This window comes from Sphingobium lactosutens DS20 (assembly GCF_000445105.1).
Classification (GTDB): domain Bacteria; phylum Pseudomonadota; class Alphaproteobacteria; order Sphingomonadales; family Sphingomonadaceae; genus Sphingobium; species Sphingobium lactosutens.
Window position 1 is genome coordinate 57,622 of the sequence record NZ_ATDP01000089.1, and the last position, 20,888, is coordinate 78,509.

General features: G+C 62.6%; 22 protein-coding genes. 15 read left to right on the forward strand and 7 right to left on the reverse strand.

The window, feature by feature from the left end:
* Positions 1-90 precede the first annotated feature (90 nt).
* Positions 91-2,133, forward strand: a complete 2,043-nt coding sequence (locus RLDS_RS40265; protein WP_021226082.1) for a ParB/RepB/Spo0J family partition protein — start codon at positions 91-93, stop codon at positions 2,131-2,133.
* A 289-nt stretch (positions 2,134-2,422) separates the two neighbouring features.
* Positions 2,423-2,698 (forward strand): hypothetical protein, encoded by a 276-nt coding sequence (locus RLDS_RS0128130; RefSeq protein WP_152528046.1) that lies wholly within the window; start codon positions 2,423-2,425, stop codon positions 2,696-2,698.
* On the opposite strand, the gene RLDS_RS55300 is transcribed toward RLDS_RS0128130, so the two are convergent.
* The 4 genes from RLDS_RS55300 to RLDS_RS56970 all read right to left on the reverse strand — a co-directional run bounded on the left by RLDS_RS55300 (position 2,683) and on the right by RLDS_RS56970 (position 4,938).
* A protein-coding gene (locus RLDS_RS55300; RefSeq protein ID WP_152528047.1) for an IS630 family transposase occupies positions 2,683-3,629 on the reverse strand; the annotation gives its coding sequence in 2 pieces (ribosomal slippage) (positions 2,683-3,293 and positions 3,293-3,629; 948 coding nt in all). The two genes, RLDS_RS0128130 and RLDS_RS55300, sit on opposite strands and share 16 nt — an antisense overlap.
* 238 nt (positions 3,630-3,867) lie before the next feature.
* Positions 3,868-4,086, reverse strand: coding sequence for a hypothetical protein (locus RLDS_RS56670; RefSeq protein WP_201767478.1), 219 nt, complete (start codon positions 4,084-4,086; stop codon positions 3,868-3,870).
* A gap of 118 nt (positions 4,087-4,204) precedes the next feature.
* Entirely contained in the window at positions 4,205-4,534 is a 330-nt protein-coding gene (locus RLDS_RS40280) for a type II toxin-antitoxin system RelE/ParE family toxin (RefSeq protein ID WP_021226087.1), read from the reverse strand.
* On the reverse strand, positions 4,531-4,938 hold the full coding sequence (locus tag RLDS_RS56970; RefSeq protein WP_021226088.1) for a ribbon-helix-helix domain-containing protein: 408 nt from the start codon (positions 4,936-4,938) through the stop codon (positions 4,531-4,533). Before RLDS_RS56970 ends, RLDS_RS40280 begins: the two co-directional genes overlap by 4 nt.
* A gap of 405 nt (positions 4,939-5,343) precedes the next feature.
* On the opposite strand from RLDS_RS56970, the gene RLDS_RS40285 reads away from it, so the two are divergent.
* The gene (locus RLDS_RS40285) at positions 5,344-9,624 is read left to right on the forward strand and encodes a strawberry notch-like NTP hydrolase domain-containing protein (protein ID WP_021226089.1); all 4,281 of its coding nucleotides are present in this window, start codon (positions 5,344-5,346) and stop codon (positions 9,622-9,624) included.
* A gap of 76 nt (positions 9,625-9,700) precedes the next feature.
* Here the strand turns inward: RLDS_RS40285 and RLDS_RS40290 are convergent, their stop codons facing one another.
* On the reverse strand, positions 9,701-10,579 hold the full coding sequence (locus RLDS_RS40290) for a MucR family transcriptional regulator (RefSeq protein ID WP_021226090.1): 879 nt from the start codon (positions 10,577-10,579) through the stop codon (positions 9,701-9,703).
* Between the two features lie 194 nt (positions 10,580-10,773).
* Between RLDS_RS40290 and RLDS_RS40295 the strand changes: the two genes are divergently transcribed.
* The 7 genes from RLDS_RS40295 to RLDS_RS40320 all read left to right on the forward strand — a co-directional run bounded on the left by RLDS_RS40295 (position 10,774) and on the right by RLDS_RS40320 (position 15,032).
* Positions 10,774-11,259, forward strand: coding sequence for a hypothetical protein (locus RLDS_RS40295; protein ID WP_021226092.1), 486 nt, complete (start codon positions 10,774-10,776; stop codon positions 11,257-11,259).
* Complete coding sequence (locus RLDS_RS40300) at positions 11,252-11,914, forward strand: hypothetical protein (RefSeq protein WP_021226093.1); 663 nt, start codon at positions 11,252-11,254, stop codon at positions 11,912-11,914. The genes RLDS_RS40295 and RLDS_RS40300 overlap by 8 nt, the downstream gene beginning before the upstream one ends.
* Before the next feature lie 43 nt (positions 11,915-11,957).
* Positions 11,958-12,662 carry a hypothetical protein gene (locus RLDS_RS40305; RefSeq protein WP_021226094.1) on the forward strand — a complete coding sequence of 235 codons (705 nt, stop codon included), beginning with the start codon at positions 11,958-11,960 and terminating at the stop codon, positions 12,660-12,662.
* 147 nt (positions 12,663-12,809) lie between these two features.
* Complete coding sequence (locus RLDS_RS40310; protein ID WP_021226095.1) at positions 12,810-13,628, forward strand: N-6 DNA methylase; 819 nt, start codon at positions 12,810-12,812, stop codon at positions 13,626-13,628.
* Positions 13,629-13,657: 29 nt separating this feature from the next.
* Entirely contained in the window at positions 13,658-13,999 is a 342-nt protein-coding gene (locus RLDS_RS40315; RefSeq protein WP_021226096.1) for a hypothetical protein, read from the forward strand.
* Positions 14,000-14,004: 5 nt separating this feature from the next.
* Entirely contained in the window at positions 14,005-14,352 is a 348-nt protein-coding gene (locus tag RLDS_RS57285; RefSeq protein WP_313231178.1) for a hypothetical protein, read from the forward strand.
* Complete coding sequence (locus RLDS_RS40320; RefSeq protein WP_313231179.1) at positions 14,304-15,032, forward strand: deazapurine DNA modification protein DpdA family protein; 729 nt, start codon at positions 14,304-14,306, stop codon at positions 15,030-15,032. Before RLDS_RS57285 ends, RLDS_RS40320 begins: the two co-directional genes overlap by 49 nt.
* Before the next feature lie 376 nt (positions 15,033-15,408).
* Here the strand turns inward: RLDS_RS40320 and RLDS_RS40330 are convergent, their stop codons facing one another.
* Together RLDS_RS40330 and RLDS_RS40335 are read right to left on the reverse strand one after the other, a co-directional pair.
* On the reverse strand, positions 15,409-15,681 hold the full coding sequence (locus RLDS_RS40330) for a hypothetical protein (protein ID WP_021226098.1): 273 nt from the start codon (positions 15,679-15,681) through the stop codon (positions 15,409-15,411).
* 76 nt (positions 15,682-15,757) lie between these two features.
* The gene (locus RLDS_RS40335; RefSeq protein ID WP_021226099.1) at positions 15,758-17,488 is read right to left on the reverse strand and encodes an ABC transporter ATP-binding protein; all 1,731 of its coding nucleotides are present in this window, start codon (positions 17,486-17,488) and stop codon (positions 15,758-15,760) included.
* 188 nt (positions 17,489-17,676) lie between these two features.
* Here RLDS_RS40335 and RLDS_RS40340 point away from each other — a divergent pair, with 188 nt between their 5' ends.
* The 5 genes from RLDS_RS40340 (at position 17,677) to RLDS_RS40360 (ending at position 20,874) form a co-directional block, all read left to right on the forward strand.
* On the forward strand, positions 17,677-18,873 hold the full coding sequence (locus RLDS_RS40340; RefSeq protein WP_021226100.1) for a hypothetical protein: 1,197 nt from the start codon (positions 17,677-17,679) through the stop codon (positions 18,871-18,873).
* A gap of 86 nt (positions 18,874-18,959) precedes the next feature.
* Complete coding sequence (locus RLDS_RS40345) at positions 18,960-19,172, forward strand: hypothetical protein (protein WP_021226101.1); 213 nt, start codon at positions 18,960-18,962, stop codon at positions 19,170-19,172.
* 418 nt (positions 19,173-19,590) lie between these two features.
* Positions 19,591-19,938 carry a DUF4262 domain-containing protein gene (locus RLDS_RS55305; protein WP_236616849.1) on the forward strand — a complete coding sequence of 116 codons (348 nt, stop codon included), beginning with the start codon at positions 19,591-19,593 and terminating at the stop codon, positions 19,936-19,938.
* 37 nt (positions 19,939-19,975) lie between these two features.
* The gene (locus tag RLDS_RS40355; RefSeq protein ID WP_236616850.1) at positions 19,976-20,275 is read left to right on the forward strand and encodes a hypothetical protein; all 300 of its coding nucleotides are present in this window, start codon (positions 19,976-19,978) and stop codon (positions 20,273-20,275) included.
* Positions 20,276-20,412: 137 nt separating this feature from the next.
* Positions 20,413-20,874: a hypothetical protein gene (locus RLDS_RS40360; protein WP_021226104.1), complete on the forward strand. Its 462-nt coding sequence runs from the start codon at positions 20,413-20,415 to the stop codon at positions 20,872-20,874.
* Positions 20,875-20,888 lie beyond the last annotated feature (14 nt).

Below are 20,888 nucleotides of genomic sequence, written 5' to 3' on the forward strand. Positions count from 1 at the left end.
CTGTCTCACACCGTCCCGGCTAAGTGCCGCAGGAGGGAAGGGAGAGGGAATGGGCGGTTCGATGAGCGAGCCGCACCAATGGAGAAACCCATGTCCCAGACCCCCATTCCCGTACCCGCTGCTAATCTCACCAAGTCACCCGTCAATGTCCGGACCCGCAGTGACGCGGACGCCGACGCGGAACTGGAAGCCAGCATCCTTGCCCACGGTCTTATCCAGAATCTGGTCGGCGTGCCGGTTTCGCGCAAGAAGGGCCATTACCGGATCACCGCCGGCGGTCGCCGCCTGGATGCCGTGCATCGCCTGATCGATAAGGGAAGTCTCCCGGCGGATCACGCGATCCCTGTTCTGGTTCTCGACAGTGCCAAGGATGGCCGCGAAGTCAGCCTCGTTGAAAATTTCGAACGGCTTCCGATGGGGCCCGGCGAAGAATGCCGTGCCTTCAGGGATATCATCGAGGTAGAAGGCAAGACGGCAACAGACGTTGCCAAGCGGTTCGGGCTCACCGAACGCTTCGTAGTGGGCCGTCTGCGTCTCGCCAACCTTGCCGAGCCGATCTTCGAGGCACTTGAGAATGGCGAGATCACGCTCGACGTCGCCAAGGCCTATTGCACCACGGCTGACAGCGCGCGCCAGAAAGCGATCTGGGACATGCTCTCGGACAGCTATTGCGGCCATTCCGTCAGTGAGATCCGCCGCCGCATCAAGGACTATAGCTATCGGGGAAATGACCCCCGCGTATTGCTGGTCGGCCGTGATGCTTACACGGCCGCCGGCGGGCGGATCGAGGACGCCGACCTCTATTCGAACGCGGACGACGAACGCTGGATCGACACTCACATCGTCGACGAACTCGCCATGATCAAACTCGCTGCCGAAGCGGACATGCTGCGCGAACGCGAAGGCTTTGCCGAGGTCCGTCCCGTCGCCAACACGCGCGTCCCCTATATGGATACCTACGCCCTGACACCGTTGCCCGTCGAGACGCCGGCGCTCAGCGATGAGCAGGAGCAGCGCAAGCTCGAGATCGAGGACGAACTCGCCGAACTGGAAGCCGAACTCGAGGATGAAGGCTATGAGCCGGACGAAGAGGACCAGAATCGCTACAACGCCCTCCAGACCGAACTGTCGTCCATCGTCGAACGCGAGCCGATCGTCGATGCCGAGCAGAAGGCGAGCGCGTTGGCCTATCTCGTGATCGGGCCGGACGGCCAGCCGCACATTCACCAGGAGTTGTATGTGGCGCCCGTCGCCACCGACGAAGAGGGTGAAGACGACGAGAAGGCAAACCTCGAGGACGGCGAAACCGACGGCGAAGTCCCGGCAGACGAGGCCGGTGAGGACGAAGCGCGAAACAGCGGCCCGGTGATGAGCCAGCGTCTGCGCGAAATGCTGGCGATGATGAAAACCGAACTGCTGGCGGTCCATGTCGCCAGCAATCCCGCATTCGCGCTGGATCTGGGCACCTTCATCATGGTCGACCGCGAATGCCGCTTCTCGTCTTTCGACATTCCAAGCGATCTGCGCGCTTCGGCTCCCGCCCGTCTCCTCGCGGACTTCAAGCCCGAGACGGCCGCAGCGGGGGAATGGACGAAGCTCGATGAGGCGCTCGACCGAAGCTGGGTCAATCACCAGGCCATCGCGGATCGCTACGACGCCTTCTGTGCGCTCCCCGATCAAGTACGCGCGGCCTGGCTCGGCTGGGTGATCGCACGCACGTTGCAGGCCGTCCCGACCGGCCGCCGCGAAGCAACCTTCCTCGATCATCTGGGCACGAAGCTCGAGATCGATGTCGCGGCCTGGTGGCGCCCGACGGCGCTCACCTACTTCGACAAGCTGACCAAGCCCGCCATTCTCAGCCTGTTCCAAGAAATCGGCGGGTTGGAGCTGCAATCACGCTACGCCGGTTCAAAGAAGCACGATCTTTCGGCTTCGGCGGAACGGCTTTTCGGAGGCGACGTCATAATCGAACCCGAGATCAAGGAACGGGCGCTTGCATGGCTCCCGGAAGCCATGCGCTTTGGCTCGGCCGAAATCGCTGGCGAGCCGGAAGAGACGCGAGACGATCACGACACGTCACCCGCTGGGATCGTCGATGCCGACAACGACGATCAGATCTCTCAGGCGGCCTGATCAGGGCGGGGGGATGGGCTACGGCCTATCCCCCGGCTTCGAGGTTGAACTTAGCCTGCCAAATGCCGAAATTCGTGCGTCAACCTCCAAGGCGACCAAGCCGAACTTTGTCCCCGCTTCTGCGCGAATTCCAGCATGACAGCGGCGATAATTGGTTCTCGAGGGGAGCGGACATGCGCTGTCTCGGCTACTGCTGCGGCTCTCCTGTTTCCCAATGCAGGAACAGCATGCCCGGCTCCGCCAAGGCTTCGCGCAATTCTGCGAACGGGGCTACCAAAGGAAAATGATCTTGCGCGACAGCGCAGAACGCGGTCCATTGCTCATCGTCATCGATTTCGATGAAAACACGGTCCTAACGAAAGCCTATACCTACGGTCACTCGGCCCGGCTCATCGTCCGGAGCGCGCACTGCGACGATAGTCGATATATTGGCCCATTTCTCCAACCAACTCGCGCTTCGATCGCCGACTTCCACGCCGGCATCGCTGACGGCCTTGATGATGATGGGATCATAGTCGCACATGATGTTCCCTCTAGAGCGGATTTCGATCAGTCTGGATCATAACCGCAAGAGCTGAAGTAATTTGCGCATTCGGCGGGTTGGAAGATATCGACGAGCTTGCCGATGAGGCTCCACAGGCCGCTGACCGTTCGCTCGCCGATTTTCCTGAGTAACGCCTTGAGACGGGAGAAGGCCTTCTCGATCGGATTGAAGTCCGGGCTGTAGGGCGGAAGGAATCGTAACGTCGCGCCTGCTGCTTCGATCCGTTCCCGGACTGCCGGACGCTTATGGCTCGACAGATTGTCCATTATGACGACGTCACCGGGCCGCAGTTCGGGCACGAGAACCTGGGTCACGTAGGCCTCGAACCAATCGCCGTTGATGGGACCGTCCAGCACCATCGGCGCGACCATGCCAGTCATGCGCAGAGCGGCGACCAGCGTGGTGGTCTTGCGGTGGCCGTGAGGGAAACCCATCCGCAGTCGCTCGCCTTTGGCGCAGCGGCCATGGCTGCGGGTCATATTGGTGGCGGTCCAGGTTTCATCGATGAAGACCAGGCGTTCGGGGTCGAGATCGACCTGCCCCTCGAACCACTCATGGCGCTGCTTCAGGACGTCGGGACGGTCCTGCTCGATTGCATGGCCAGTCTTTTTTTGCGCGTCATGCCCCGGCGGACAAAGAAGCGATGAAGTCCTGCTACCGAAACGATCAGGCCAGCGTCGGCCAGCGCCACCCGCAATTCTTCCAGCGAAATGTCTTTCCGCGCCTCCCAGATCGAGAGGACTTCCGCCGCTCGCTCCTCGATCCGGCGCGAACGCACGTCACCACCTTGCGGCTTGGCAGCAAAGGCGCCTGTGTCGCGCCGACGCGCCTGCCAACGGATCGCCGTCGAGGGCGCAACGCCAAATCGCGCTGCCGCCGCCCGGCAGCTCAATCCGTTATCGATCGCTGCCAGAAGCCGGGAGCGTAAATCCATCGAAAGCGGGTGACCCATCCATGCCAGCCTCCTCCACCAGCAGGGATTATGAATCACAAAACGCAGTCGCAGGGAATCCCTGCCGATTCATACCGGTCGAAATATGCTCTAATCGCCTCCGGCCAATTTCGCAGGGAGAGTTTCACAATCCTAAGGTTATCTGGCCGAGATTAAATGCTTTGCGCCCTTGGCCCTGATTTCGACGCCGGTGAACGAGCGGCCCGGGCGCTGGGGCTAGGGGCGAGCGGGAGAGCGCTCAGTGCCAGGCCACCGCACCCATTACATTGCTACGTCGGCGCCGCAGATGCTTCGGCAGGTCGCCCTCGGCAAGATCGGAATGATTGGCGAGGATCACCGGAGGGCGGCCGGGAAACGCGGCCACGAGCTTCAGATCGCCGCCCATCGCGGCAATGTAGATTGTGAGCGTCGACAGTCTCGCGCTGTGCGGGCGTGCATGTGGCATGAGGTTCTTCAAGCCTCTTCATGCTCGGCCGCCTTTCCGATTGGCCGATAGACTGTCTCCGTCTTGAGGTTTGCCTCGACCGAAGAACGACGCACCCCGAGCGTGAACCCGTACGATCTCGCGCGGCCCACTAATGATCGCTGGGATCGTCGAGCCAGCCCGGAATGTCGCGGCGCGCGTCGAGCACGCGCCACACGTCGATATGGTCGTCCCGCTCGATATAGAAGACCAGCCATGGAAAGCGCGGGAGGCGGCGATGCCGCAGCCCCGGGAGGGCCAGCTCATGCGCGTAGCGCGGCGAGCCGATGTCGGGATGCTCCGCGACTACGCGATAAGCCTCTTCGAGTGCTGTTACGAAGCTGAGTGCGATGTCCGGCCCGGCCTCGCGCGCATAATGGTCGATGGCGTCTTCGACATCGCGATGAGCCTTGTCGCGGGGGACGACCCGCTTGACGGTCATGCAGCGCGGTGAGCCCGCGCGCGTAGCCCCTCGAAATAGTCGTCATCCGCCGGGGCGCCCGGCGCCGATTGTGCGCCGTCGAGCAACAACCGTCGCAGCCGTTGGCGGTCCTGATCCTTGCGGATCAACTCGCGCACATATTCGCTGCTCGTACCGTAGCCGCGTCCTACGACTTGTTCGTCCACGAAAGCCTTGAGGGTGTCAGGCAACGAAATGTTCATCGTGCTCATAGTCGCCGATATAGCCGGTTTGGCAAAATTTGGCAAGATGGGTGTGTCACGCAATGGGTTGGCGGCGTGCCTTCGATCATGCACCAATTCACGAATGAAGGCACACTGACAATAGTCGTGAATGGCGTCGAGATGGTCACGCGCTTCCGGCGCGAAGATAATGGAATGGAACATGTTCAGCCGTGCCTGGCGGCCCGTTCGTGGCGTCCGGCCAGTCCGGTGCGCACGTCTTCGGGAGAAATCCCCCCGTACCTCGTTCGCGTCCGTGTGAGCCTGTAGTAGGATCGGCGGACGGGCCACCCTGCCGGGAGCGACCAATTCGCCCCCTGCGCCTCGAGTATCTGGGGGGACACGTGCCGGCATGTCGTTCGGCAGCGCCACGCTGAGCTGTTCGGTTGTCCGCATGAATCAGCGCTCCTTATGGATCTGATTTGATCTGTTTCGCGCGCGCCTGGCCGTGCGCGCCCTCGAAACTCGCCCAAATCGCCATCGAGCGCCCAATCGCGAGGATCGATGCACCCCAATGGAGGAGAGCGGGAAGGGGACAGGAAGATTGTCCTGTTGTCCCAAGAGGTACCCATGAACTTGCCCCAGCTTGCCTTGTCGCAGACCCGAGACAGCGCTGCATGCCTGTCCGACGTCGCCCGGACTGTTTGCCAACGCCTGCGCAACGGCGCTCCCGTCAGTCGCCAGGGCCTCAAGCGATTGATGACCGAGGCTTTCGGCGACGACGATGCCGGCGGCCTATGGTCGATGCGCGACGCCTATGACGCATTGGAAACCGCCCAGGTCCTGCTTCTCGCCGATCCGCAAAACCCGCTCCTGGGCGGCACGCCGACCGATATTTTCGAACGCCTGCGGCAGTTCGAGCGCGGTTTGCCGACCCAGACCTACCGTTCGGAAAAGCAGGTCGATCTCCAGCAGTTCAGCACGCCGATCACCCTGGCCTGGCTCGTGGCCATGGCGGCGCGCTGCGGACCGGACGATATGCTGCTTGAACCCTCGGCCGGCACCGGCATGCTGGCGGTCCACGGCCTGCGGGCGGGCGCGCATCTGCTTCTCAACGAACATGATCCGGCGCGTGCCGACCTCCTGTCCCACAATCTCGGCCAGATTGTCACCCGCCATGATGGCGAACATATCCATGATCTGCTGATCAACGAGCGGCAGCCGACGCTGGCGCTGATCAACCCGCCCTTCAGCCGCAGCAACGGACGAGGGATCGACCGCCATGCCGGCGCGCGCCATCTGCGCGCGGCTCTGGCTTGTCTCGCGCCGGGCGGGCGATGCGTCGCCATCATGCCGACCAGCTTCTCACCCGAGGGCTCGGCAGCGCTTGGCTATAATGCCGTCGCCGAGCTTGTGCCGCCCCACGTCGAACTTACCGTTTCGGGCAGTCCCTATGCCAAACATGGCACGGGGATCGATGTAAGGTTGCTGGTCTTCGACAAGGGATGGACCGGCACGCCCGAGCGCCACTTCGCCAGTAACATCGACGCGGCGCTGCGCCTCGTGCTTGCCATGCCCGATCGACTCGATCCCGTGCCGCCGCCGCCGCTTGCGCCGCCGCCGGCCGCCGCTGCACCCCGTTCACTTATCCCCGCCGCCCCATCGCCCGCCATGCTCTTCGCGCGCATGAACGGCCAAAGGCTTGCGCCACCCTCGCGGATCGCCGCCACGGCAGATGAGGCGCGACCGATCAGCTATGCCGCACACCAGACGCCGCTTGCGCCTGGCGAGACCGTGGGCATTTATTCCGCATGGCGCCTCGCGCGCATCGCCATCGAAAATGCTTCCCGGCATCCCGATGACCTGGTTGAATCCATCGCCATGGCTTCGGTGTCGCTGCCGGTACCGCGCTACCAGCCAATACTCCAGGACCGGGCGACCAGGGCCCTGTCGGAGGCGCAACTTGAAACCATCATCTATGCGGGCGGAGCGCATGAGCGCGATCTGACCGGTCGTTTCTCGGCCAATCTGGCGGGCGATCGACTGATCGAGGACAGCGATGGCCAACTCTATCGCACCGGCTTCTTCATCGCCGATGGCACCGGGGTCGGCAAGGGCCGCGAGGCGGCCGGTATCATTCTCGACCAGTGGAACCGCGGCAATCGCCGCGCGATCTGGATTTCCATGGCGGCCCTCATCGAGGACGCACGGCGCGACTGGACCGCATTGGGCGGTCTCGCCATCGATATCCAGCCGATCGCCAATTTCCCTTTAGGCAAGCCGATCGCGATGGAAAGCGGGATCGTCTTCCTGACCTATGCCGCCCTGCGCTCCGCACGCCATGACGCCGCATCGCGCCTGCAGCAATTGCTGGACTGGACCGGCGAGGACTTTGGCGGCGTGATCGTCTTCGACGAATCCCATGCCATGGCCCATGCCGGCGGAACGGAGACGGATTTCGGGAAGGCGCATGGGTCGGAACAGGGTCTGGCGGGCGTTCGGTTGCAAAATGCCCTGCCACGAGCCCGCATTCTCTACATGTCCGCCACCGGCGCGGCCAGGCCCGAGAACCTCTCCTATGCCGTTCGCCTTGGCCTGTGGGGCCCCGGCACGGCCTTTCCCACGCGCGACATGTTCATGAAGGCGATGGAGGAGGGGGGCATTGCGGCGCTTGAGGTCGTTTGCCGGGATCTCAAGGCAATGGGCCTCTATACCGCCCGGGCCCTGAGCTTCGCAGGCGTCGAATATGAACCGCTCGAACATGTGCTGACACCCGAACAGGTCGCGATCTACGACGCCTATGCGGACAGCTGGGCGATCATCCACCGCGGACTTCGCGATGTACTGGCCGAGATCGGTATCGTCGACCGGATATCGGGCAAGACGCAGAACGCGCGGGCGCGCGGATCGGCGCTAAGCGCCTTCGAATCGGCCAAGCTGAGATTCTTTTCCAGCCTTCTTGTGAGCCTGAAAATTCCCTCGCTCATCAAGGCAATCGAACAGGAACTGGCGTCGGACAATGCCGTGCTGGTGCAACTCGCAAGCACGGGCGAGGCCATCATGGATCGCCGGCTCTCCGAACTCTCCCCGCAAGAACGGGCAATGATGGATGTCCAGGTTTCGCCCAAAGAGACTCTTATCGACTATTTGAAGAATGCCTTTCCCATCCGCCAGATGCGGGTCTTTCGTGCGGACGATGGCGCCGTGCGTGCCGAACCGATGACCGATGCGGAGGGTAATCCGGTGCTGTGCAGGCAGGCGATCGCTGCTCGCGACGCAATGATCGAGGATCTGTGCGCGCTCCCCGCGATTCCCACCGCGCTGGACGCCCTGATCGCACATTTTGGAACCGACCGCGTCGCCGAGATCACCGGACGCTCGCGGCGCATCGTGACCGACGTCACCGGAAAGCAGAAGATCGAGAGGCGGGGCGCCCGCGCCAACGTCCTCGAAGTCCAGGCATTCCAGAATGGAAACAAGCCGATCGCCGCCTTTTCGCTTGCGGGCAGCACCGGCCGGTCCATGCATTCCGATCGGAACTGCCCGACCGCTCACCGCCGGCGCGCGCATTTTCTTCTCGAGCTGGGCTTCCGCATCCTCTCGGCCGTACAGGGCTTCGGGCGCAGTCATCGCACCAATCAGATGACCGCGCCTGTCTATCGCCCGCTCACCACCGATTGCCGCGGCGAGCGCCGCTTCCTCAGCACCATCATCCGGGGTCTCGAAGCCTTGGGCGCCTTGACCAGGGGGCAGCGCCAGACTGGATCGCAGAACCTCTTCGATCCGTCCGACAATCTGGAATCGGACTATGCTCGCGACGCACTCACGCAGTGGTTCCATCTTCTCTACGAGGGCAAGCTGCGCAGCGTCTCGCTCGACGCCTTTCAGGCGATGACGGGACTTGAGCTGTGCGACGAGGGCGGGGAACTGCTCGAGCGCCTGCCTCCTATCCATCGCTGGCTCAACCGCATCCTGGCGCTGCGGATCGCCACCCAGAACAGCATATTCGAGGAGTTTCTGGGACTGGTCGAGGATCGCGTCGAAGCAGCGCGCACGGCAGGCACACTGGACCTGGGCATCGAGACCATCCGCGCCGACCGCATGGACCTGCTGTCCGATCAACTCTTGCGAACCGATCCCGTGACCGGGGCCGAGACGAGGCTATTGCGCCTGGAACTGCACCGGCGGCCTCCGATCACCAGCTGGGCCATGCTCCAGCTCGAATGCAAGGATGCGGACGATATCGCCTGGCTTCGCAATGCCCGCTCCGGTCGCGTGGCGCTGCGCGTGCCGACATGGCCGGGCCAGGACGAAGAGGGCAACTGGATCGAGCGATGCTATCTTATTCGTCCCACCGGCCAGTCCCGCATGGAGGTAGCAGCTCTGGCGGCCAGCTACTGGAGCGAGATCGACCGCGACACATTCCAGCTCCTCTGGGAGCAGGAGGCCGCCGAAGCCGGCAGGAATCTTCTGGTCGAGAGGATTACCCTCGCGACCGGTCTCCTGTTGCCCGTCTGGAACAAGCTGCCCGAGGATGATGTGCGCGTGTGGCGGATCGACGATGGCGCCGGCACGTCGATCCTGGGACGTATCATCCATCCGGCCGCCATCGAACGGATCGAAAGGGAATTCGGACTCGATGGCGGCATTGCCCTTGGTCCTGAAGAAATCATCGCCGGCGCGCGTGCGGGCAGCGGCGTTCCGATCCCCGGACTTGGGCCCGCAAGGCTTGTGCGCGTTCATGTCAACGACAGTCCCCGTTTCGAGATCCGCGACTATCGCCCGGAAGACCGCAACTGGCTGAAGGCAAGCGGCGCCTTCAGCGAGGTGGTGCAATTCAAGACAAGATTGTTCCTGTCGCCGGAACGCGCACAAGATATACTTGCCAGGATCATCGCCGAGCGCCGCTGATCCCGGCTTCTCCCGGTCTGCGAAGCGGCAGTAGGCGAAGTGCGGCCTGTTTCCTCGCCGCTTCGCGAAAAGATCATCATTCCGCCGGTGCCGGTGCCGGCGCCGGCGCCTTCGACGCAGCGCCATCCTGTTTGACTACTGCAACACGACGCCGGGGCGCTTTCGGCTTCGTGGATGGAGCGGCCTCCACGGCTGCGGCTTTCGCGACGGCCTTCTTCCTGGCTACCGGTTTTGCAGCTTCCGCCGCTGCCGGTGCGGTCGGAGCTTCCTCCACAGGGGCTGGCGGCGGGGACTTCGTCTTCGCCGGCGCCTTCTTCAACGTAGCCTTCTTCACCGACGGCTTCTTCGCGGGAGATTTCTTTACGGCGTCTTTCCTGGCCACAGGCTTTGCCTTCGCAGTGGCCGCTTCGACCTGCACGGGCGCGGCTGCCGGCTCCGGCGTCGGTTCGGGTGCAGCGGTCCCGGCCTCACCGCCCAGCTCGACAGGAGCAGTCCGGGCACGGACGCGCCGGGATTTTTTCTCAGGGACAGGCGCCGCTTCGGTCGCCGACTTAGCGCCAACACGCCTTCCAAGACCGATCTGTGCAGCGACGGCGCGTCGATGCTCCGAATAGGCCGGCGCGATCATCGGATAATCCTTGGGAAGATTATAGCGTTCGCGGTATTCCTCCGGTGTCAGCCCGTTGGTCGCAAGATGCCGCTTCAGCGTCTTGTAGGGCTTGCCGTCGAGCATGCTGATGATGTGCTCACGCGAACCCAGGCTTTTGCGGATCGACACAGCCGGAACATATTCGGGCGCCGCTGGTGTCTCAACCGTGGCTTTCCGTTCCAGGGCGTCACGGGTCGCTTCGATGATCCCGGCAATATCGCCCGCCGGCACCTGATTGTTCGCGAAATAGGCGCTCAATAACTGCACCGTCATGGCGGTGAAATCGGGCTGCTCGGTGTCGGCCACGGTAAACTCCCTGAACTGGAAGGCCATGAATGGCGGTGATTGTGGAGAACAAATTGGGGCAGACAGCTAAACGGGAATGCGCCGCTCATGCAAGCGCCCTGTGCATCGCGCTCGCATGGGTCCGAAAACGGGAAGGGGAGGAAGAGGGGAAGATCAGGACCGATTGAAGGTTCTGTTTCCAGGAAAGGCATAGCATGGCCGACCGTGTATCCGCGCACATCATGATGGGGGGCGTGCTTGTTCGCTCCCGATATCCCGAGTTCGTCCAGGCTATCGGGAACGATAATCCGGCTATCGATTGGGATGGCACGCCGTTCAACCCTATAGATATCCCCATCGATACGCCCCTCGCGCTGATGGATCATGACGTCGCCAATGGTCGTTTCGAAGAGATCGAACATGTCTGTCGCCGCCATGGTCTTCACTATGTTCGCTGGTCCGGCGGCTATCCCGGCAGCTTCCCGTCTGTTCGAATGCTTTACCTGGGCCATGGCGAACCAAAGCAAGTTCTGACAACCGAGGAGGACGAACAAGTCTTCCCGATCGAACGCATCAGGGAACTGGGAAGCATCGGCGCGATCGAAGCGGAATACCAGCTTGCTCGCATGAACCCGCCCCCGCTGGTCCTGGTCGATGACGATTCCAGCGATCCCGCTCTTTCGGAGACGGTCCATGGCTGATCATCATGTCCAGGGATCCTTCGCTTTTACCTGCGCTGCAGCCGAAAGAGCCCTGATCGAGGAGGCGTGGCAGCGTGCTGCCGACCTGCTGGGGGATTTCACACCCGGCGAACCGAGCGCGGCGTTTCTGGCCGCCTTCATGCCGACGGACCTCGCCAATCCGTTCAACGGCCTGCTCGCGATCTTCGATGATCCGGCCTTTCCCGATTTCGGCGCGGAGATCCAGATTGAGGGCGATGCAGACTGTGTCGTCTCGATCTATGGAACCACGGACTTCCAGCCGGGTCCGATCGCCGCACTCATCCGCCATTGTTGCCAGGAGAGTTTGACGGCCAGACCCATCGGTTTCGACTGGAGCTATGCTTGTTCCCGCCCGCGTCGCGACAGCTTCGGGGGAGGGTGGTGCGCGATATTCGCCGACCATGTCGAGTTCGGCACCACGCAGGAGCAACTGGCGCGACGACTGGCCAAATCCGCACCCATGCCAATGCGGGACCCGCCCGATCCATGGATCGACGACCCCGACCACCCATCCGTCGACTGGGTAGCCGAGGTTCTGAATGGAGACACGCGTCTTGGCTATCTCGACTGGGCGATCGCTCGTGCTGACGCAGGCGACAACGCCCACGCCCTGACTGCACCGCCGCCGGCCTGACCGGCCCACTCCCCGAATTTTCTCGAAGCATAAGGACATTATCATGACCGACGCCATCGCGCCGGGCGCTTCTGCGCGCCTGTATAGCCAGACCGAACATGATGAACGCGGGAACTTCCACTATGAAGGCGACCTTTATCGCGCCGGTGAAGCACTGCCGTCACTTGCCTCGCGGATCGAACACCATCTGGCCGGGCATTTCGCTACAACCACCTTCGCGATCCGCACCGAGAAATTTGCCGGGGGGCGCAAGGTCATCGCGGAGATCCTCGATGCCTCGAACGACCTGACCGGCCGCGACGCGCAGAACGCCTTCATCGTCGAGATACGCGATCAGATGGAACGGTTCGGATTCACGAGGACGAATCCGCTGCAAGATTTCTGGTCATGCAGTTTCTATTGCGACGTGCGCATAGGCCAGGCCTATTGGGCGGCGTTGGCAAAGCGCCAGGGCAGCCGCAATCCGGTCGATACGGTGATATCGCTGGCGGCGTTCAAGAAGCGGATCAAAGCTGGTGACAGGCTGAAACTGGTCGACGCGCCGGCCGGTCATCGCCTGCTTGGGACGACCCGCGAGATCACGAAGGTGCGCTCGGGTGACCTGATCCTCGAAGGACGCTCCTATCTCAGCTGTCCGCGGGCATCGGCTTTTGCCTGTGACGGTCGCCTGATCCGGATCGCCATCGGCTCGGAATATGGTCCGGATGATCATTTGCTGTACGAGTGGATTCGCCGACAGGCCGCCTGAGCAGGGCCCTATCATCCGCGCCTGCGCCTCGTACTCCGCGCGAAATCCCGGGCGCTCGCACAAAGCGCATCGCAGAAGAACCCGCTGCAATGGGGCTATCAGCCCACGCGGGCCCGAACCTGCCTCATCTCCGACCCGGAGGCTCCGATGCATGAGCCCTATCTCAAGGCGATGGCGGCGCTGCTGCGCCGCAGCCAGCCGCGCCACGATCTCTACACCGTTTTCGGTCATTGCATGGAGGCGATGGCGCTCGCCATCGCCAACAGCGTCGATCTGCGCCAACGTGAGCCACGCGAAGCGCGCTATCTCGACATTGTCGGCCGCTACCGGCCAGATGTGCTCGATCTGTTTCCGCGAGTCCTCGCCGAGCTCGTGCAGGCTCTAGAAGCCGGTCCAGGCGACGTGCTGGGCGCCCTGTTTCACGACCTTGAACTTCACAACAAGGCGCGGGGACAATTCTTCACGCCCTATACGCTCAGTCGATTCATGGCTGAGGTGACTATCGGAAATCCGGAAAGCGTGAAAACGATCATCGGCGATCATGGCTTCGTGATCGCCATGGAGCCGGCATGCGGCGCGGGATCGATGGTCATCGCGCTCGCTGAGGCCATGCGCGATCTCGGCATAAACTATCAGCGCCATCTTCACGTCACCGCGATCGATATCGATCCGCGCGCGATTCACATGGCCTATGTCCAGCTCTCGCTGCTGCATGTGCCGGCGCATCTCATGGTGGGAAACTCCCTTTCGGGCGAGACAGCCGAGCATTGGTACACGCCGGCCCATATTCTGGGTGGATGGAACGCCCGGCTCGCCTGTCTACGACACCATGAGCCCATTGGCGAAACGCGTGTGCATGTTGTCGAAGCGCCACCCGCGCCAGTCCCGATGCGCCACCCGGTTCCAACGTTGTGCGAACCCCGCGCCTCGGCGCCGGCCATGCCGCAACAGCTGACCCTTTTCTGACCCAGGATTTAACATTGCTGGAGGCTGGCATGTTCCATCATGTCCATATCACCGCGCTCAGCCGGACGCCGGCGGGGATGACAGTCATAACGCTGGCCATCTGTGGACCGCGCGGCGGCATGCGCGCCGTCGAGGATATTTCGCTCGAAGAAGCCGAGAAAATGGCGGCGCGGCTTCAGACTGCGATCAGCGCCGCGCGCGCTGGGCTCGGCACGGATCCCGCCGACGCCTTCATCCAGGATGTCATCGCACGGCTCGGCGACCCCGCTCTCGCTCTCGATCCCTCTTTCCGCCGATGGTGCGGCGCGAATCATGGCCTGCTCAACGCCCGGCAAGCCGCAGAGCGCTGGTGCCGCTGGCGCGTCGCCTGAGCCCCATGGCGATCGAGATCATGATAGGCCTGCCGCACCTGCGCGAGGGCCCGATATTGAACCGCGCTCGTGCCATGCAGGTGCCGACCCTTATCTCCGCGAATGCGCTGTCGCGCTGGAACCGCGGCAAGGGCTGGCGCGAGTGGCAGGGATGGCGCCTCGACCTGCTGAAAAATGCCGACGGATTGTCCAGCCTGTCACTTGATTCCGCCGGATTCGTGGCTCTATCTATCGCGGATATCCATGGGCAACGGAAGAGTATCTCGATCTGGCCGCAAGCTATCCGTTTCGCTGGTTCGCCAGCATGGACTATTGCGTCGAACCCGAAATCGCCCCCGATCGCGAAGAGGTGAGGGACCGGATTTCGAGAACCATCCGGGTCAATCGCGATTGCTGGCGCGGCGCGCATGACCGCGGCATTGCCCATCGCTTCATGCCCGTAGTGCAGGGCAGGGTCGCGGGCGACTATGAATTTTGCATCGACGCGCTTGGCGACATCATCGATGCCGTACCTCTGATGGGGATCGGCTCGATGTGCCGCAGGCCCGTCGGCGGCAGTGACGGCGTGATCGCCATTTTCGAGCATCTCGATCGCATTCTCGGCGACGGGACAATGCTACATGCTTTCGGCATAAAGGGCACGGCCTTAAGCAAGCTGCGCGGGCTCGAACATCGCATCCAGACAGTCGATTCCCAGGCCTTCGGAATTGCCAGCAGGATCGAGGCGCGCCAGCGCGGCATCTCCAAGACCGATACTTTCGTTGCCGATCATATGGAAAGATGGGTACGCCGCCAATATGCGCGGTCCACCCATGCTCTCGCGCCCACACAGGGCGAGCTGCCGCTCGGACCCGATGATCGCCCGCCACGCGATCCGTGGAAGAGGGCGATCGCACAGGCCCGTGCCGAAATCCGGGTGCTGATCGAGGAGGGGCAACTTTCGCACGACGAAATTTCCGACACCTGGATCGCGCAGTGGGCGGCCGATCTCTTTCAGGCCGAACCGCTTATGTCCTCGGCAAGCCCTCAATGATCCGCCACGGCGAAAGCATGAAACGCATCCTGCCCGGTCTATTTGCGGGGGACGAGGTCAGGGCCGAGCGCCACCATCGCGGCTGGGCATTTCAGATGAAGTGCGCCAGCTCGGCCGCCAACTCTGGTTTGAATATTCTCCGCGCGGACTGTGGACCGCTATCGGCACCTGGCGCACCCTGGACACCGGACTCTGGGTTGCCGCGCGTCTCCGCGCCGGAACGCATTTCTGGGATGAAAGCTGCCAGACAGCTCGCCTATATGGTGAAGACGTCTATTCCATTCTGCGCGATGAGGTGTGACGCGAACAGGTGAACCACCGATCAATAAAGAATGGGGCGCGTCCCCACATCGCTCGCCCCAGCGACGCCTCGCGATCAAACTCCCAGCGCAATGTCCGAAGGAATCGCCCCTTTCCGACCTACCAGCCTTGCCCCGAAATCATCCTCGAGCGCTACTTTGGCAAGTGCATATTCGACGAGATTGGTTGTCGAGGCGATGCCGCTACGTATCTTTGCACGATCTATGAGTTCACGCGGCACGCGCGCGCTGAGCCGGCTGTTCGCGCCGGACAGCAATCCTGCCGCTTTTGCGGCCACCACGACCGCTTCATGTCGCTGGGACAGATTATCTTTGTGCTTTACCGGCATCGGGGCCCCCTTCCATTGAACATATACGCCAATGTGCAGAAGCTGGGAAACCTTGCCGGGATGCGGTCCTCCAACCTCACTCTTGCAACCCATGCCAGAGAGCCGGGTAGGACGCGCATCGCCGCATCAATTCTGCATGCGATCCGCTGCCAACCAGTTTCCCGCCTTGCATGAAAAGAACCTGGTCGGCGCCCTTGGCTGTCGCCAGGCGATGGGTGATCATGACCAGCGTCGTCGCGCTATGGGTCCTGCGCCGTAGCCTTTCGATCACATCTGCCTCGCTGCGCGGATCGAGCGCGGACGTGCTTTCATCCAGTATCAGGACCGGCACGTCGACCCCCGCCAACCGGGCAAGCTCCAGCTTCTGGATCTGGCCTCCCGACAGCCGCTCGCCCTGTTCGCCCAATTCCATATCGAAGTCGATCGGTCTTCCACTCTCATGGAAGCGCCAGACATGAAGCAATTCCTCGACGTCGCTGATCGGCTGGTTCGCCGGGGGATAGAGGATGTTCTCCCGCAGCGACCGGTTGAACAGGCCGATGAACTGCGGCGCATATAGTATATAGCGGTGACGCTCTCCCCAGGGGATGGTCGCCATGTCGACCCCTGCAATCTCGACTTTCCCCGAAGCAGGCGCGAGCACGCCGGCCAGAATTTGTGCAAGCGTGGATTTGCCCGAACCATTTGGGCCAACAATCGCGACGAAGCGCCCTGATGGGATGTACAGCGAAATCCCGGCGAGAGCGGGCAGGCCATCCCCATAGCGGAAGCTGACATTTTCGGCGGCGAGTTCGGCGTCGGCAAAGCGGTCGGGCTGCCGACAACTCCGCGCGTCTTCGACATTCGTCAATGCCAGCACGTCGCGGATGTTGGCGATCGCGACGCCCGCCTGCGCCAGGATATAGCCCAGCGCGCTCAGCGGAACCGTCAGTCGAAAGGCGTAGGCCTGCAGCAGCACGAAGCCGCCTGCCGTCATTCGGCCTTTGCCTACGTCCAGACCGGCCAGCATCAGCAGCGCCACAATCCCGGCGCCGACAATGCAGAATTGCAGCGCCGCCATGACGGTCAGCGATCGGTACATGCCCGCATGGGCGTGCCGCCTGGCGCTCAATGTCCTGCCCACATAACGAAGTTCGCGATCGAGGGCGCCGTTGAGGATGACGCGGCGGGCATTGCGGACGATGTCGCCGATCGTGCGGGACACATGCGATGCAGCCGCATTGGTCGCATCGGCATGCACACGATGGCGTGCCGCCCCCATCCAGGTCGCCCCGAGAAATCCTAAAAGCGTAAGCCCAAGGATCAGGACATAGCGCGGTTCGATCAAGCTGGCGATCACCGCGAGACTGGCGACAGCCAGCAGAAACACGGGCCCCAGCCGCCAGATCAATCCTTCCACGACCAGCGTCAGGCTATAGGGCAATCGCTCCAGCATGCCGGGAACGCGTCCGCTCCGGCTGTCGCGTGCCGCCGTGATTCGAGGCAGGGCGGCGCCAAGCGCATGGGTTTTAAGCTGCCGCGCCAGTGCATCGACCATTTTCGCGGTGCAGGAAAGCCTGGCCGTTTCCAGGATGGCGGCGGCCGCCCAGCATCCCACGAACAGCAGGATGTACAACAACAATTGCATGGGCGGTCCCACTGGTCCGGCCAGCGTGTCGATCAGCAGCTTGAGCGCATAGGGACCGGCGACGCCCATCGCGATCACGAGGGTTTCCAGGGCAAAAGCCTCCGTCAGGCTTCGCCTGGCACCGAGGTCCGCAGACAGCATCAGCCGCCTCAGCCGGACCAATATGCCGAACGTTGTCACTTTAATGGCCTCCTGGCGATCGATGGAAGAGCCAGAAGGAAGATTCGGAACGCGGCCTTTATCCTAGCGGCAAATCAGGCTGTTGCGAAGCCGGGATCGCGAGACGCCGGAAAGGGAAGGGAGGGGCGGGAATGTGACGGGAGACGTGGATCGTCCCGTCGTTCCTCTATCTCAAGGAGATGGTTCCCATGGCGACCCTTGCCCGCATGAACGAAGCGCCCCCCGCATCCGCCCCCTATCGCATCGATGTCTCGCGTGGCCGAATGAGCAGCCGCGTATCGTCGGAATGGTTCTCCCGGCCCGACGATGAGAAATATCTCTCGCTCACCAGCCTCTATGATGCCGTTCGTGGCCGCGCGGACCGGGCGACCACGCGCATCGTCGAAAGCCGCGCGATCCGGGTCGAGGCGAAAAGTGACAATCCCGAACGCCTGATGCTGATGGCGCCCGGCGATGATCGCCCCCTGGCGCCGACCAACTGGTCCTTCGGCCAGGTGGCGAGCCTCGTTGGGGCACCGGCTTCCTATCTGCGCCAGCTTCCAGCGGCCCTTGCGGGCATCAACCTGCAACATGGGCTCATGACCCACCGCGGCGAGCAGGTCAAACTGCTGCAGACGGACAATGGCAGAACCGAACTGCGCGCTGCTACCGGTTCCGAATATGGGCGCATTTTCGACTGGGAACTGGTCCAGGCTGTAATGGCCTTTGCCGGTGATGGTGTCGGCGATACGCGCTGGAAGGTGCCTGGCACAATCCAGTGGGGCAGCATGACCTACAATCCCCACGTGGATATCACCAAGGAGATGACCACACTCTACGCATCGGACAGAGATATTTTCCTGTTCCTCGTCGATGATACGCATCCGATCGAGGCAGGAAAACTGCCAAATGGCGATCCTGACCTGTACTTTCGCGGCTTTTATGCCTGGAACAGCGAGGTCGGCTCGAAAACGCTCGGCATCGCGACATTTTACTTGCGCGGAGTATGCGCGAACAGATGCCTTTGGGGTGTCGAGAATTTCGAGGAAGTCAACATCCGTCACTCGAAATTCGCCGGCGCCCGTTTTGCCCATCAGGCCGCTCCGGCACTCGAGCATTTCGCGAATTCCTCGCCGTCGCATTTCATCTCCGGCATCAAGGCCGCCCGCGAACGGATCGTGGCGCGCAAGGACGAAGATCGCGAGCCTTTCCTGCGCAGGCGCGGCTTCTCGAAGGCCGAAACCACGAAGATCATCCAGACGGTGCTCGCCGAGGAAGGCCGGCCGCCTGAATCCATCTATGATTTCGTGCAGGGCATAACCGCGCTCGCCCGGACAAAGCCCCATCAGGACAGCCGCCTCGAACTGGAAACCAAGGCCCGAAAGCTCCTCGAACAGGCGCTCTGACGTCCGGCCTTCGTCCGCTTCTTCCCTTTCCAGTCCGGCATCCTGGTCCCGCGCCAGGATGCCCTTTCTCATGAAAGGATGCCCTCATGCGTCCCCACAAATCCGCCCCTCTCCAGGAATTCACCGTCGACGTCGCCTTTTTCAGCGGGTCGGACCCTTTCGCCACCGAGACATATCGGATCCCTGCCGCGACATGGTTCAGCGCGCAGCAGCAGGCGCTGCATATGTCGGTGAACAGCGTCTACGATAATGCGCGCATTCCCGATTCGCGTCGCACCGCCACCGTCAGGCCAGCCTGACACGGGTCTGCGATCCCGCCGGCCACTCCGCCGCATCATGCGTCGCAGTGGCCGGTCCCGATCAGGGGAAACATCATGCAGGAACCCGACGATCGCATGTGGCGTGCGCTGCTCGATTTCCGCGCGCGCCATGGCCGGCGCTGGAAGGACGCGCTCAATCTCAAATGGATGAACGGCGATGACGAGCGCGAGCCAGATAGCGCATCGCTTCGTATGATCCGCAATCATTTCGGGCCATCCTGGCTATGGGACCTGCCGAAGCTTCGCCTCGACAAGGCGGCGCGGCGCCTCGCCAATCTGGAAAAGCTTCCAGACATGTGCGCCTGTCCCCATCCGGAAACCGGCGAGACCATCATCATCAAACGCGGCGAGACCGGATATTGGCCGATGCCCTCGCTCATCGCCGTCGATGCGTTCAATGCCAGTTTCAGCGCTATACACGATCGGCAACGCCCGCCTTGGCCTGCCCGAACTGCTGATCATCGGCAATTTCGCGCCGCCCCTGATGGCGTCGGTTCTCAACGAAGTCGGTCGGCGAATGCGTCAGGCGGACCAGGTGCCAGACAGGGATATCGATATCGGCGGCGCCTTCCCGATCCGTCCGCGCCTTGCCGGGGCGACGTCACGCAGCGCATGCACCAACCAGGTCGGGCGCTTTCTTGGCCATGAGGAATATGCCGTCGTCCAGCTCCTCCTGCCCGATCCGATGGGCCTGTATCCGGGCGAGGCGGGGTGCGACCCTCGTTACGACGTTCCCCGCCCATAATGTCCTGCCCTTGAGGAACGCGTCCATGCGCCCGAACGTGAAACGCCCAGATATGGAACCAGGCCAGCAAAGCCGGTTGCCCCTGATCGTCAGGCAAGCCGGATATCCAGACATCATCGTGGAAACGCTCGCAGAAGCGTCGCGCCGCTATTGCGAACGCCGCGACCAGACTGGCCTTGGCGCTAGTACCTTCCCGGATGCCACACTCCTCCACGAGGATATCGTTGCCGGCCGCATCAGCTACAATGGCCGTATCTGGCATCCCATCCCGTGGCGACCGGGCGACAAGCCGATCTATGACAACGCAGCTTGTCGTGGTGACCAGCCAGAGCGCTGACATCCATTTCAGCCCAATCCGGCCCATTTTTGCAGAACATACAGACCGCCTTCACGACCGGGCACCGGAGTGAAAGGGGGAGGGGGCATGCGTGAAACCGCGAGCAGCATTGCGCACGCATATGAAGGAAATGCCCGATGGATATGATCACCTGCAGGACCCGTGTCAGCGGGCAGGCTCCCCTTTACAGTTATCGGGTTCTGGTCCCGCTGGATGAGCTTGCTCCCCACCGTCGGCATCGTGTCGTCATTCTTCATGTCCCGACACCGGCGGGACGGCTGCCCTGTACCCGGCTCGCCGACGTGCTGGCGCCAAGCCGCTGGTTCGAGCGCTATCTCGCCGTGCATTGCGGCCTGGCCGCGCGCCTCAACCTCGTGTCGCGCCGTGTCGAGGCCATCATCCTGCAGGCCATTTTCCCTGAAATGACCGCGCGTCTCGTTCCGCCGATGCTTCTGCTCGACCATGAGCCTGGCGAGATCCGCCATCGCATCTCGGGCATCGATCTCAACGCCGCCTTCGATACCCTCGCGCCCCGGATTGAAACGCTGATTGCCGCCGACCTCGGCCTTTGTCGCAACAATCACCGCCGCGCAGCGTGAACCAGGATTGAGCC

Excerpts from the sequence above, each read along its gene's own strand:
- RLDS_RS40265 (WP_021226082.1), top strand. The coding sequence starts at position 91 with ATGTCCCAGACCCCCATTCCCGTACCCGCTGCTAATCTCACCAAGTCA.
- RLDS_RS40280 (WP_021226087.1), bottom strand. The coding sequence starts at position 4,534 with ATGACCGTCAAGCGGGTCGTCCCCCGCGACAAGGCTCATCGCGATGTC.
- RLDS_RS56970 (WP_021226088.1), bottom strand. The coding sequence starts at position 4,938 with ATGTTCCATTCCATTATCTTCGCGCCGGAAGCGCGTGACCATCTCGAC.
- RLDS_RS40285 (WP_021226089.1), top strand. The coding sequence starts at position 5,344 with ATGAACTTGCCCCAGCTTGCCTTGTCGCAGACCCGAGACAGCGCTGCA.
- RLDS_RS40295 (WP_021226092.1), top strand. The coding sequence starts at position 10,774 with ATGGCCGACCGTGTATCCGCGCACATCATGATGGGGGGCGTGCTTGTT.
- RLDS_RS40300 (WP_021226093.1), top strand. The coding sequence starts at position 11,252 with ATGGCTGATCATCATGTCCAGGGATCCTTCGCTTTTACCTGCGCTGCA.
- RLDS_RS40305 (WP_021226094.1), top strand. The coding sequence starts at position 11,958 with ATGACCGACGCCATCGCGCCGGGCGCTTCTGCGCGCCTGTATAGCCAG.
- RLDS_RS40310 (WP_021226095.1), top strand. The coding sequence starts at position 12,810 with ATGCATGAGCCCTATCTCAAGGCGATGGCGGCGCTGCTGCGCCGCAGC.
- RLDS_RS40315 (WP_021226096.1), top strand. The coding sequence starts at position 13,658 with ATGTTCCATCATGTCCATATCACCGCGCTCAGCCGGACGCCGGCGGGG.
- RLDS_RS57285 (WP_313231178.1), top strand. The coding sequence starts at position 14,005 with ATGGCGATCGAGATCATGATAGGCCTGCCGCACCTGCGCGAGGGCCCG.
- RLDS_RS40320 (WP_313231179.1), top strand. The coding sequence starts at position 14,304 with ATGGACTATTGCGTCGAACCCGAAATCGCCCCCGATCGCGAAGAGGTG.
- RLDS_RS40330 (WP_021226098.1), bottom strand. The coding sequence starts at position 15,681 with ATGCCGGTAAAGCACAAAGATAATCTGTCCCAGCGACATGAAGCGGTC.
- RLDS_RS40340 (WP_021226100.1), top strand. The coding sequence starts at position 17,677 with ATGGCGACCCTTGCCCGCATGAACGAAGCGCCCCCCGCATCCGCCCCC.
- RLDS_RS40345 (WP_021226101.1), top strand. The coding sequence starts at position 18,960 with ATGCGTCCCCACAAATCCGCCCCTCTCCAGGAATTCACCGTCGACGTC.
- RLDS_RS55305 (WP_236616849.1), top strand. The coding sequence starts at position 19,591 with ATGCCAGTTTCAGCGCTATACACGATCGGCAACGCCCGCCTTGGCCTG.
- RLDS_RS40360 (WP_021226104.1), top strand. The coding sequence starts at position 20,413 with ATGGATATGATCACCTGCAGGACCCGTGTCAGCGGGCAGGCTCCCCTT.